The 12,253-nt window shown below is 71.5% G+C and carries 12 protein-coding genes; all 12 read right to left on the bottom strand.

What is annotated here, in order from left to right:
• Positions 1 to 254: 254 nt before the first annotated feature.
• Positions 255 to 647 carry a YccF domain-containing protein gene (locus CEB94_RS24010; protein ID WP_175434183.1) on the bottom strand — a complete coding sequence of 131 codons (393 nt, stop codon included), beginning with the start codon at positions 645 to 647 and terminating at the stop codon, positions 255 to 257.
• Positions 644 to 1,507 (bottom strand): zinc metalloprotease HtpX, encoded by an 864-nt coding sequence (gene htpX, locus CEB94_RS24005; RefSeq protein WP_031141231.1) that lies wholly within the window; start codon positions 1,505 to 1,507, stop codon positions 644 to 646. Before htpX ends, CEB94_RS24010 begins: the two co-directional genes overlap by 4 nt.
• 254 nt (positions 1,508 to 1,761) lie before the next feature.
• Positions 1,762 to 3,285: an NADH-quinone oxidoreductase subunit N gene (locus tag CEB94_RS24000; protein WP_175434182.1), complete on the bottom strand. Its 1,524-nt coding sequence runs from the start codon at positions 3,283 to 3,285 to the stop codon at positions 1,762 to 1,764.
• Complete coding sequence (locus CEB94_RS23995; RefSeq protein WP_175434181.1) at positions 3,282 to 4,856, bottom strand: complex I subunit 4 family protein; 1,575 nt, start codon at positions 4,854 to 4,856, stop codon at positions 3,282 to 3,284. Before CEB94_RS23995 ends, CEB94_RS24000 begins: the two co-directional genes overlap by 4 nt.
• A 6-nt stretch (positions 4,857 to 4,862) precedes the next feature.
• A complete protein-coding gene (locus tag CEB94_RS23990; RefSeq protein WP_175434180.1) occupies positions 4,863 to 6,857 on the bottom strand; it encodes an NADH-quinone oxidoreductase subunit 5 family protein in 1,995 nt (664 codons plus the stop codon).
• Positions 6,854 to 7,252: an NADH-quinone oxidoreductase subunit NuoK gene (gene nuoK, locus CEB94_RS23985; protein WP_175434179.1), complete on the bottom strand. Its 399-nt coding sequence runs from the start codon at positions 7,250 to 7,252 to the stop codon at positions 6,854 to 6,856. The genes CEB94_RS23990 and nuoK overlap by 4 nt, the downstream gene beginning before the upstream one ends.
• Positions 7,252 to 7,920 (bottom strand): NADH-quinone oxidoreductase subunit J family protein, encoded by a 669-nt coding sequence (locus CEB94_RS23980; protein ID WP_175434178.1) that lies wholly within the window; start codon positions 7,918 to 7,920, stop codon positions 7,252 to 7,254. The genes nuoK and CEB94_RS23980 overlap by 1 nt, the downstream gene beginning before the upstream one ends.
• Complete coding sequence (locus CEB94_RS23975; protein WP_175434177.1) at positions 7,917 to 8,612, bottom strand: NuoI/complex I 23 kDa subunit family protein; 696 nt, start codon at positions 8,610 to 8,612, stop codon at positions 7,917 to 7,919. The genes CEB94_RS23980 and CEB94_RS23975 overlap by 4 nt, the downstream gene beginning before the upstream one ends.
• 2 nt (positions 8,613 to 8,614) lie before the next feature.
• Entirely contained in the window at positions 8,615 to 9,583 is a 969-nt protein-coding gene (locus CEB94_RS23970) for a complex I subunit 1/NuoH family protein (RefSeq protein WP_175434176.1), read from the bottom strand.
• Positions 9,580 to 11,178 carry an NADH-quinone oxidoreductase subunit C gene (locus CEB94_RS23965; RefSeq protein ID WP_175434175.1) on the bottom strand — a complete coding sequence of 533 codons (1,599 nt, stop codon included), beginning with the start codon at positions 11,176 to 11,178 and terminating at the stop codon, positions 9,580 to 9,582. Before CEB94_RS23965 ends, CEB94_RS23970 begins: the two co-directional genes overlap by 4 nt.
• Entirely contained in the window at positions 11,175 to 11,801 is a 627-nt protein-coding gene (locus CEB94_RS23960; RefSeq protein WP_175434174.1) for an NADH-quinone oxidoreductase subunit B, read from the bottom strand. Before CEB94_RS23960 ends, CEB94_RS23965 begins: the two co-directional genes overlap by 4 nt.
• Positions 11,792 to 12,199: an NADH-quinone oxidoreductase subunit A gene (locus tag CEB94_RS23955; RefSeq protein WP_010041427.1), complete on the bottom strand. Its 408-nt coding sequence runs from the start codon at positions 12,197 to 12,199 to the stop codon at positions 11,792 to 11,794. Before CEB94_RS23955 ends, CEB94_RS23960 begins: the two co-directional genes overlap by 10 nt.
• Positions 12,200 to 12,253: the final 54 nt, after the last annotated feature.

Below are 12,253 nucleotides of genomic sequence, written 5' to 3'. Positions count from 1 at the left end.
GGCTTGCAGGGCCTCTCGGCTCGGGTCTTGCAGGGTCTTTCGACGGCTCGGGTCTTTCGGCGCCTCTCGCTGGGGCGGCCGGCTCGGGGCGCGACGGGCCGGACCCCAAGCGGGTGTTGCGGGTCTCGGCCAGCACTCGGGGCGGCACCTGCTCGATCGCGGTCATGGGTTCATCATGCAGGCCGCCGCTGACAGCCGGGCGGGCCTGTGGACAACCCCTGGCCTGTGGAAAACGGAGGCGCGATGTCTCTCCGTCAGCGCACCGCGAACGGCTCGTCCGTCCGCACGATGTCGCGGCCGAGCGGGAGCAACGAGACCGGGATGAGCTTGAAGTTGGCGATGCCCAGCGGGATGCCGATGATCGTCACGCACAGGGCGATGCCGGTGGCGATGTGGCCGAGGGCGAGCCACCAGCCCGCGAGCACCAGCCACAGCACGTTGCCCACGCAGGACGGGGCGCCCGCGTCTCGGCGTTCGACCGTCGTATACCCGAAGGGCCACAGGGCGTAGACGCCGATGCGGAAGGCCGCGATGCCGAACGGGATGCCGATGATGGTGATGCAGAGGAGCAGGCCCGCGAGCATGTAGGCGAGGAACAGCCAGAAGCCGCTCAGGACGAGCCATATGACGTTGAGAATGGTCCTCACTGGTTCCCACCTGCCATCTTCTCGAGCCGGGCGATTCGTTCCGCCATCGGCGGGTGTGTGGAGAACATCTTCGAGAGGCCCTGACCGGGCCGGAACGGGTTCGCGATCATCATGTGACTGGCGGTCTCGATGCGCGGCTCGGGCGGCAGCGGGAGCTGCTTCGTGCCGAGTTCGAGCTTGCGAAGGGCACTGGCCAGGGCGAGCGGGTCGCCGGTGAGCTGGGCTCCGGAGGCGTCCGCCTGGTACTCCCGGGAGCGGCTGACTGCCAGTTGGATGAGCGAGGCGGCGAGCGGGCCCAGGAGCATGATCAGCAGCATGCCGAGCAGACCGGGGCCGTCATCGTCGTCCGAGCGTCCGATGGGGATCAGCCAGGCGAAGTTGACCAGGAACATGATGACGGAGGCGAGAGCGCCGGCGACCGACGAGATGAGGATGTCGCGGTTGTAGACGTGGCTGAGTTCGTGGCCGATGACGCCGCGCAGCTCGCGCTCGTCCAGCAGGCGCAGGATGCCATCGGTGCAGCACACCGCTGCGTTGCGCGGGTTGCGGCCCGTGGCGAAGGCGTTGGGTGCCTCCGTCGGCGAGATGTACAGGCGCGGCATGGGCTGGCGGGCCTGGGTGGAGAGCTCGCGGACCATGCGGTAGAGCGCCGGGGCCTCGAACTCGCTCACCGGGCGGGCGCGCATCGCGCGCAGTGCCAGTTTGTCGCTGTTCCAGTACGCGTACGCGTTGGTGGCCAGCGCTACCAGGACGGCGATGACGAGCCCCATGCGGCCGAAGAAACTGCCGATGACGATGATGAGTGCGGACAGTCCTCCGAGGAGGATCGCTGTCCTGAGCCCGTTGTGCCGGCGGTGCACGGTGCGCCCTCCAAGTGGTGCGGCAGGGGGACCTTTGCTTGCTGAATCTGGGGTGCCACTGGTGCCGCGTCTCACGTCCAGTGGAGCCTCCCGTACTGGTCAACGCCAGGCGGGAGGCTCTAGTTCCCTTGCGCGTGCTGGCGGCGGGTGTGGACCGTCCGGGTGACGGTGACGGGAAGCGGCACGCGCGCGTGGGAGCGAGTGCCCCACGCGCGCGCGGTGTAAGCGGCCGGTTTCCGGGAACCCCGGTGGGTTCAGAAGAGGCCGGTGTCGGTGAAGCGCAGGACCAGCTGGGGTGCGCCGGACAGGGCGATACCGAGGACGCCGGTCAGGGCGATCGCGGCGGTGACCGGGCCGGGGACGCGGTGCTTCTCGGGTTCGCCCTCGGGGGCGCGGAAGAGCAGGGCCGTCCACTGGAGGTAGTAGAAGAGCGCGATGACGACGTTGACGGCCATGACCACGGCCAGCCAGCCGAGGCCGGCGTCGACGGCCGCCGAGAAGACGGTGACCTTGGCGAAGAGGCCGATGATGCCCGGCGGCAGCCCGGCGAGGCAGAGCAGGAAGAAGGCCAGGAGCAGCGCGGACAGGGGGCTGGAGGCGTACAGGCCGCGGTAGTCGGCGACGCGGTTGAGGGACTTCGTCCGGCCGACGAGGGCGGCCACGGCGAAGGCGCCGAGGTTCACGGCGCCGTACATCAGGGCGTAGGCGACGGTGGAGCCGATCGACTTCTCGGCGTCGCCGGAGTACGCGGCGGCGGCGATCGGCACGAGGAGGTAGCCGGCCTGGCCTACGGACGACCAGGCGAGCAGGCGGACCGCGCTGTACGCGCGCGTGGCCTGCTGGCGCAGGGCTCCGGCGTTGCCCACGGTCATGGTGAGCGCGGCCAGGGCCGCCAGGGCGGGGCCCCAGACGTCGGCGTACGACGGCAGGGCCACGACCGTGACGAGGATCAGGCCGCTGAAGCCGACCGCCTTGCCGATGACCGACAGGTAGGCCGCGATCGGCAGGGGCGCTCCCACGTAGGTGTCGGGCACCCAGAAGTGGAAGGGTACGGCGGCCGTCTTGAAGGCGAAGCCGACGAGGGTGAGGACGACGCCGGTCTGGGCGAGCGTGTGGAACTGCCCGTCGACGTTCTGGATACGGTCGGCGACCTGGGTGAGGTAGAGGGTGCCCGTGGTGGCGTACAAGAAGCTGATGCCCATGAGGCTGACCGCGGTCGCGGTCACCGAGGACAGGAAGAACTTCAGGGCCGCTTCGGAGGACTTGCGGTCGCCGTACCGCAGGCCGACCAGCGCGAAGGCGGGCAGGGAGGCGACCTCCAGGGCGACGATCAGGGTCGCGAGGTCGCGGGAGGCGGGCAGGAGGGCGGCTCCGGCAGCGGAGGACAGCAGCAGGAACCAGTACTCGCCTTCGGGGAGGTCCTTGCGGGCGTCCTTCAGGGCGGTGACCGACAGGAGGGCGCAGAGCAGGGCGCCGCCGAGGACCAGGAACTGGATGACCAGGGTGAAGCGGTCGGCCGCGTAGCTGCACACGGCGGCGTCGCCGGTCAGGCAGAAGGTGCTGCGGTCGCCGTCGAGCAGGGGCAGCAGCATCACCGTGGCGGCGGCCAGGCCTGCCACCGATGTCCAGCCGAGCACGGCCTTGCGGTGCTCGGCGAGGAACAGGTCGGCGACCAGGACGACGAGTCCGACGACCGCCACGATGGTGGGCGGCGCGATCGCGAGCCAGTCGACGGACTGGACCAGCGAGGCGGCCGGGGGCTGGGCCGGGGAGCTCATCGGGTGCCTCCTGAGAGGAGCTGCTGGACGGCCGGGTCGCTCAAGCCGAGGAGAACCTTGGGCCACAGGCCCGCGACGACGGTGAGGACGACGAGCGGGGTCCACGCCGCGAACTCGTACGAGCGGACGTCGGTGAGCTTGGGGGCGTCCTGGGGCAGGGCGCCCATGCAGACGCGGCGGACCACGATCAGCAGGTACGCGGCTGTCAACAGGGTGCCGAACGCGCCGATCGCCATGAAGGTGAGGAAGGCGGCGCGGTTGAGGCCCTCGGCGGGCTGGAACGCGCCGAACAGGGCCAGCATCTCGCCCCAGAAGCCGGCCAGCCCCGGCAGGCCGAGCGAGGCGACGGCGGCGAAGGCGAGCAGGCCGCCGAGGCGCGGGGCCTTGCCGTAGAGGGCGGCGCCGGTCTCTTCGGCGAGGGTGTCGAGGTCGGTGGTGCCGGTGCGGTCCTTCAGCGCGCCCACCAGGAAGAAGAGCAGGCCGGTGATGAGGCCGTGGGCGACGTTGGCGAAGAGGGCGCCGTTCACGCCGGTCGGGGTCATCGTGGCGATGCCGAGCAGCACGAAGCCCATGTGGCCGACGGAGGAATAGGCGATGAGGCGCTTGAGGTCGCCCTTCGCGCCCCGCTTGGCGAGGGCCAGGCAGGCCAGTGATCCGTAGATGATGCCGACGACGGCGAGGGCGGCGAGGTAGGGCGCGAACGTGCGGAAGCCGTCCGGTGCGATGGGGAGCAGGATCCGGACGAACCCGTACGTACCCATCTTCAGCAGGACGCCGGCCAGCAGCACCGAGCCGACGGTGGGCGCGGCGGTGTGGGCATCGGGCAGCCAGCTGTGCAGCGGCCACATCGGCGTCTTCACCGCGAGCCCGATCCCGATCGCCAGAACGGCGATGACCTGCACGGATACGGTCAGGGACCGGCCGTTGTCAGTGGCGAGTGCCATCATGTCGAACGTGCCCGCCTTGATCCCGATCAGGAGCAGGCCGAGCAGCATGACCACGGAGCCGAGCAGCGTGTAGAGGATGAATCGCCAGGCGGCCTGGCTCCGGCCCTCGCCGCCCCAGCGGGCGATGAGGAAGTACATCGGGATGAGGACCATCTCGAAGGCCAGGAAGAACAGCAGCAGGTCGAGGACGGCGAAGGTCGCGAGTGTGCCGGACTCGAGGACGAACAGCAGGGCGACGAAGGCCTTCGGGGTCGGACCCGCGGGCATCTTGAAGTACGAGTAGAGCGCGCAGAGGAAGGTCAGCAGCGCGGTCAGAACCAGAAGGGGGAGGGAGATGCCGTCGATGCCGAGGTGGATGCGTACGTCGAGTGCGGGGATCCAGCTGATGTCGGTGCTGGCCTGCATCTTCGACGGCTGGTCGTGGTCGAAGCCGAGCGCGAGGACGATCGCCGCGATGAGGACCGCGCCGGTCACGGTGACGCCGTGCCGGAGTACGGCCTGCTCGGGTGACTTCCCCTTCAGCCCGGGCGGCGCGGGCAGGAGGGCCGCGGCGGCGCCGAGGAGCGGGCCGACGACGATGAACGCCAGAAGGAACTGCATCACGGACTCGCTGATATCGATCACGCCTGCTCACGCTCCCGTGGCGACGAGGACGACGGCGACCGCGAGGACGACGGTGCCGGCGAGCAGCGCGCTCACATAGGTCTGGACGTTGCCGGTCTGGGCGCGGCGTACGGCGGCGCCGAGCCAGCGGGGCAGCGCACCGGCACCGCGTACGTAGGTCTCGACGACCTCGCGGTCGAGGAACCGGACGAGGCTCGCTCCGGCCTGGACCGGGCGGACGAAGAGGGCCGTGTACACGGCGTCCAGGTGGAAGCCGACGGCCGCGTGCCGGTGCAGGGGGCCGAGCAGCAGGCGTCCCGGGTCGGCGGGGTCCGGCGCGTAGGCGATGTCGCCGTAGGCGGGCTTGTGGCTGGCGATGGCTTCGGCCTCGACCTGGGCGGCGTCGCCCTCGGGGTGGGCGGCGACCGCGCCCAGGGGGACGCCGGCGCTGAGCGCGGTGGTGTGCCGCCAGGCGGCGTAGGTGACGATGCCGCCGACCAGGGCCACGCCCGTGCCGAGCACGGAGGTGGTCAGGGTCGGGGTCAGGTCGCGGCCGTCGAACCAGTCGGGCAGCAGGCGGAAGGCGAACCCGCCGAGGGCCAGGGACGGGACGGCCAGCACCCAGAGCACCACGGTCATCGTCAGCGGCTGCCTGCCGTGGTCGGGGGCTTCGATGCCCCGGCCCCGGAAGGCCAGCAGCCACAGGCGCGTCGCGTAGGCGGCGGTGAGGACGGCCGTGACCAGGCCGGCGACGAGGACGATCCAGCCCGCGGCGGCGGGGGCGTGCTCGGTGTGCCCGGTGACGACGTGCTCGGCGACGCCGAGGACGGCCTCCTTGGAGAAGAAGCCGCTGAACGGCGGGATCGCGGCGAGCGCGAGCAGCGCCACGGTCATCGTCCAGTAGGCGTCGGGGACGCGGTCGCGCAGGTTCCGCATGCGGGACATGGCGGCCAGCGAGTTGGTGCCGGCGGCGTGGATGATCACGCCGGCGGCGAGGAACAGCAGCGCCTTGAAGGCGCCGTGGGACAGGAGGTGGAAGACGGCGGCCCCGCGGTCGCCGACGGCGAGGGCGCCGGACATGTAGCCGAGCTGGCCGATCGTCGAGTAGGCGAGGACGCGCTTGATGTCGTCCTGGGCGAGCGCGGCGAGCGCCGAGCCGGTCATCGTGACGGCGGCCATGACGGCGAGGACGACCATCGCGGCCTGGGACGCCTCGAACAGCGGAAGGAGCCGGGCGATGAAGTAGACGCCGGCGGCGACCATCGTCGCGGCGTGGATCAGCGCGGATACGGGGGTCGGGCCCGCCATCGCGTCGGGGAGCCAGGTGTGCAGCGGGAACTGCGCCGACTTGCCCGCCACGCCCGCGAGGAGGAGCAGGGCGATCAGCGTCGGGTGGTCGAGTGAGCCGCTCGCGACGGCGCCGAGGACGTGGGTGACGCGGAACGAGCCGGCGTCGGTGGCCAGGGCGAAAAGGCCGATGAGGAAGGGGACGTCGCCGAGCTTGGTGACCAGGAAGGCCTTGAGGGAGGCGGCGCGGGCCTCCGGGGTCTCCCAGTAGTGGCCGACCAGGAAGTAGGAGCAGATGCCCATGACTTCCCAGCCGACCAGCAGCACGATCAGGTCGCCGGAGTAGACGACCAGGAGCATCGCGGAGGTGAACAGGGAGACGAGGGCGGCGTAGGAGGGGTAGCGCGGGTCGTCGCGCAGGTAGCCCGTCGAGTAGATCTGCACGCAGGAGGCGACCAGGCCGACCAGGACGGCGACGAGGGCGGCGAAGCCGTCGATGTGCAGGGCGAGCTCGATCGGGACCGAGCCGGTGGGGGTGAGTTCCGTGGCCGAGTCGACGGCCGCGTCACCGCCCTGGCGTACGGCGACCAGCGCGGCGAGTACCAGGGAGGTGAGCGTCGGCAGGACGGCGAGCGGGCGGACGAAGCCGGGTGCCGTACGGCCCAGGAGCAGGCCGGCGGCGGCGCCGAGGAACGGAAGGAGGGGGACGAGGACGGCGAGGGTGGTCGTGGTCACGCGGTGGCCTCAGCCTTCTGGGCCTCGTCGGACTGCTCGGCCGCGGGGGTGTCGCTGTCGGGGCCGTCGGGGTCGTGCCGTTCGGAGGTGTCGCGGAGTTTGTCGATGTCCGCGGTGCCGCGGTTGCGGTGGACGGCGAGCACGATCGCCAGGCCGATGCCGATCTCGGCGGCGGCGATGGCGATGGTGAACAGGGTCAGGGCCTGGCCGGAGTGCAGGGTCTCCTCGGCGGTCCTGCTGAGCCAGACGTCGAAGGCGACCAGGTTGAGGTTGACGGCGTTGAGCATCAGCTCGACCGACATCAGGACCAGGATCGCGTTGCGGCGGGCGAGGACGCCGTACAGGCCCGTGCAGAAGAGGAGGGCGGAGAGCACGGCGGGATAGGCGAGGTGCATCAGCGGGTCCCTTCCTTCTCGCTCCGGGCGCCCTGGGTGCTGTCGGCCGCGGTCGCCGTCTCGGCGTTGGCCTTGGCCTTGCGGGACAGGACGATCGCGCCGACCAGGGCGGCGAGGAGGAGGACGGAGAGGGCCTCGAAGGGGAGGACCCAGTTCTGGAAGAGGCTCGCGCCGGTGGCCTCGGTGGAGCCGGCGGCCGGGCCGTCCAGGTCGATCCAGGTCGTGCGGAACGCGTCGACGACGACCCAGACCAGGGCCGCGGCAGCGGCGGCGGCCACGGTGAGGGCGGCCCAGCGGTTGCCCGAGTCGGCGTCCGGGGAGCGGCCGATCGGGGCCCTGGTGAGCATCAGGCCGAACAGGAGGAGGACGACGACGGAACCGACGTAGATGAGGACCTGCACCCAGGCGATGAACTCGGCGGTGAGCAGGAGGTACTCGACGGCGAGGCCGCCAAGGGTGACCACCAGCCACAGGGCGGCGTGCACCAGCTGCCGGGTGGTCACGGTGACGAGGGCGGCGCCGAAGGTGACCAGACCGACGAGGAGGAAGGCGATCTCGACGCCGGTCGGGGAGAGGAAGCCGTGGGTTTCGGCGGCGGCCCCGGTGGTCGGGCCCGTCGCGAGGGCAGAGGCGGTTGCGGCGGTTGCCGCGGTTGCGGCGAGGATCATTCCGGCCCCTCCTGCCCCGGCTTCGGGTGATCCGGCGTCGCCTGGCCCGGGGTCGGCTGGCCCGGCTTCGGCTGGTCGGTCTGTTGTTTCGAGTCGCCCTGGGGCCGGGTGGGTTGTTCGGCGGCGCGGGCCTGCTGGTCGGCGTGCGGTTCCGTGGCGGGCGGGGCCTGCTGGGCGGCCAGCTTGTCGGCGGTCTTGCGGGCGGTGGCGAGTTCCTTCGGTTCCTCCGCGCCGGGGTCGAGGGCGGGCGGGGCCGGGACGGTCCACATCCACTCGCGGAGTTTGTCGCGCTCGTGGGTGAGATCGCGGATGTCGGTCTCGGCGTACTCGAACTCGGGGGACCAGAACAGAGCGTCGAAAGGACAGACCTCGATGCAGATACCGCAGTACATGCACAGGGAGAAGTCGATGGCGAAGCGGTCGAGGACGTTGCGGCTGCGCTCACGGCCGCCCGGGGCCGCCGCCGGGACCGTCTCCTTGTGGGAGTCGATGTAGATGCACCAGTCGGGGCACTCACGGGCGCACAGCATGCAGACCGTGCAGTTCTCCTCGAACAGGCCGATCACGCCGCGGGTGCGGGGCGGGAGGTCGGGCTGGGTGTCCGGGTACTGCGCGGTGACGGACTTCTTCGTCATCGTGCGGAGGGTGACGGCCAGGCCTTTGGCGAGCCCAGAGCCGGGGATGGGGGCCATGGTTACTGGATCACCACCTTGACGATGCCGGTGAGGGCGATCTGGGCGAGGGAGAGGGGGACGAGGAGGGTCCAGGCGAGCTTCTGGAGCTGGTCCTCGCGCAGACGGGGGTAGGTGACGCGCAGCCAGATCACGAGGAAGGCGAGGACGGCGGTCTTCAGCAGGGTCCAGACCCAGCCGAGGCCGTCGGCGCCCCAGGGGCCGTGCCAGCCGCCCAGGAACAGGACGGTGGTCAGGCCGCACAGGACGACGATTCCGGCGTACTCGGCGAGGAGGAAGAGAGCGAAACGGAGGCCGGTGTACTCGGTGTACGCACCGAAGATGATCTCCGAGTCGGCGACGGGCATGTCGAAGGGCGGGCGCTGGAGTTCGGCGAGGCCGGCCACGAAGAAGACGATCGCGCCGACGATCTGCCAGGGCAGCCACCACCACTCGAAGGCGTCGAGGATGCCGGGGAGGGAGACGGTGCCGGCCGCCATCGCCACCGAGGCGGCGGTCAGCAGCATCGGCAGTTCATAGGCGAGGAGCTGGGCGGCGGTGCGCAGGCCTCCGAGCAGGGAGAACTTGTTCGCGGAGGCCCAGCCGGCCATCAGCGAGCCGAGGACGCCGACGCCCATGACGGCCAGGACGAAGAAGACGCCCGCGTCGATGACCTGGCCGACGGCTCCCTCTCCGGGGCCGATGGGAATGGCGAGCAGGACGAGGAGGTAGGGCAGGAGGGCGACGGCGGGGGCCAGTTGGAAGATGCGGCGGTCGGCGCCCGCGGGGACGATGTCCTCCTTCTGCGCGAACTTCACGCCGTCGGCGATCAGCTGGGCCCAGCCGTGGAAGCCGCCGGCGTACATGGGGCCGAGGCGGCCCTGCATGTGGGCCATCACCTTGTGCTCGGTCTGGCCGATGACCAGGGGGAGAGTGAGGAAGACGACGAAGACGACCAGCAGTCGCAGGGCGACGTCGAGCACGTCGTTCACTGCGGGCCTCCTGCGGGGTCCTCGGGGTGGCCGGTGGGCTTGGTGTCCCCGTCCGTGGATTTCGCGTCGTCGTCCTTGGGCTGCGCGTTGTCCGCCGTGGGCTTCGGATCGTCCGGCGAGTCCGGCGAGTCCGGCGAGTCCGGCGAGTCCGGCGAGTCCGGCGAGTCCGAGGCGTCCTGGGCGTCCGGGCTCTCGAGGGTTTCCGGCTCTGGAGCCGGCAACGGCGCCGCCTCCAGGGACGGTTCGGGTGCCGGTTCGTCGAAGGCCGGGCGGGCGTGGTGCCAGGGGGCGTCCGAGCTGCGGGGGGTGCTCGAAGCCGTGCCCGGCCGGGTGTCACCGCGGTCGGACCCGGCCCTCTGGCTCGCGCTCCCCTGCGATGCGCTGCGCGCCCGGCGCGGTCCCGCCGACGGTGCCGGTGAGCCGGCCTCACTGGCCGACGGCTCCGAACCGGTCGCCGACGGCTCCGAACCGGTCGCCGAGGGCTCCGAACCCGTCACCGGCGTCCCGGAACCGGTCTCCGCTGCTTGCGAACCGGGTGTCGCGGACTCGGAGCCGGAGCCGGACTTCGGGGATACGGGCCCGGACGTCGCGGACTCAGAGCCCGGTGTCGGGGATGCCGGGTCGCTGGGCTGCTGACTCGCCGAACCCTGCGACGCCGAGCGGTTGCGCCGCGGTCCCGCCGGGGATCCGGCGGTCGACTCGCCGGGCGTGGACTGGCTCGCCGAACCCTCCGCGGCAGAACGCGCCCGCCGCGCAGCCCCGGGAGCCTCCGCCCCACCAGCGGACTGACTGGCCGAGCCCTCCCCCACCGAACGCGCACGCCCCGGATCAGCCGGAGTCTGCGCACCGGCAGCGGACTGGCCGGCCGGAGTCTCCGGAGCGGCAGCGGACTGGCTCGCTGAGCCCTCCGATGCCGAGCGGGTCCGCCGTACCGGGCGTTCGCCCGCGGGGCGTGCCGCGCCCCGGGCGGGGCGTTCGCCCGCCGTGCGGCCCGCGGCGCGGGCCGGGCGGGCGGGGGCCGCAGGGAGCTGGCCCTTGAGGGGGCCCCATTCGTTGGGGTCGGGGACGCCGGGCGGGAGCATCTGGCGGCGCTTGGGGCCGCCGTGTTCCGACTCGCCCGGTTCCTTCGCGCCGGGCCAGGCCTTGGCGACGCGGGCGGCCAGGACGAAGTCCTTGCGCAGGGGGTGGCCTTCGAAGTTCTCGGGCAGGAGCAGGTGGTCCAGCGCCGGGTGGCCTTCGAAGGTGATGCCGAACATCTCGTGCGTCTCGCGTTCGTGCCAGGCGGCACCCGCGTAGACGTCGACCGCCGTGGGCAGGGCGGGAGCCTCGTGCGGGACGGTCGTACGCAGGAGGAGGCGTCGTACGGGCGAGAGCGCTGCGATGTGGGCCGTGACGCGAAAGCCCGTGCCCGGTTCGTCGACAGCGCTCAGCCAGTCGAAGTAGGTGCAGCCGAGCCGGTCGCGGGCGGTCCGCAGGGCGGGGATCCAGGCGGCCGGAGGGACGTCGACCGTCAGGACCTCGTAGGACTCCTCTGCCGTGGCGTCCGTGCCGAAGAGCTCCTCGGCGTCGGCGGGCAGCCAGCCGACGGCGGTCATCGTGCCTCCCCCGGCGTCGCGTCCGAGCCCGGGGCGGGGGGCGGCGGCTGCACCAGACCGCTCTGCAGGGCCGCTGCCGAAGGACGGCCGGCACCGCTGCCGTACCGCTCCCCCAGCGACTCGCGGGCGATCTTCTCCTGGAGCTTGAGGATGCCCTGGAGCAGCGCCTCGGGCCGGGGCGGGCAGCCGGGGACGTAGACGTCGACGGGGATGATCTGGTCGACGCCCTTGGTGACGGAGTAGGAGTCCCAGTAGGGGCCGCCGCAGTTGCTGCACGCGCCGAAGGAGATGACGTACTTCGGCTCCGGCATCTGCTCGTAGAGGCGCTTCACGGCCGGGGCCATCTTGTCCGTGACCGTGCCGGAGACGACCATCAGGTCGGCCTGGCGCGGGCCCGGGGCGAACGGGATGACGCCGAGGCGGATGAAGTCGTGGCGGGCCATGGACGCGGCGATGAACTCGATCGCGCAGCAGGCGAGGCCGAAGTTGAAGACCCAGAGAGAGTAGCGGCGGCCCCAGTTGAGGACGACCTTCATCGGTTCGGGGGCGAGGCGGGCCAGGGCGCCCAGCCGCTTGGGCTCGGGCAGCAGAACAGGCTCGGACACCGAGGGGTTCACGTCCATGCCAGGACGCCCTTCTTGTAGGCGTAGAGCAGGCCGACGGCCAGGAAGCCGAGGAAGATGAACATCTCGACCAGGGTCGTCGCGCCGTATCCGGGGGCGGCGAAGACGGTCGCCCAGGGGAACAGGAAGATCGAGTCGACGGCGAAGATCACGTAGAGGAAGGCGTACACGTAGTAGCGGACCTGGGTGTGGGCCCAACCCTCGCCGACGGGGTCGACGCCGCACTCGTACGTCAGGAGCTTCTCGGGGGTGGGGACCACGGGCCGCAGCAGGCGGCCGGCCCCGAAGGCCACGGCGACGAACAGCACGCCGACGACGGCGAGCAGACCGACGACCGAATAGGACTGGAAGTAGTCCGCCGCGACGACGGTCGTGGTGACGACGGTCGGTTCCGGCACGTCCGTCCCTCGCTCCCTGAAACTCGGACCTGGATCCTGCGACGATGCTGCGGC

Source organism: Streptomyces hawaiiensis (genome assembly GCF_004803895.1).
In the GTDB taxonomy this organism is placed as follows: Bacteria; Actinomycetota; Actinomycetes; order Streptomycetales; family Streptomycetaceae; genus Streptomyces; species Streptomyces hawaiiensis.
This window is presented reverse-complemented; position numbering and strand designations above follow the sequence as displayed.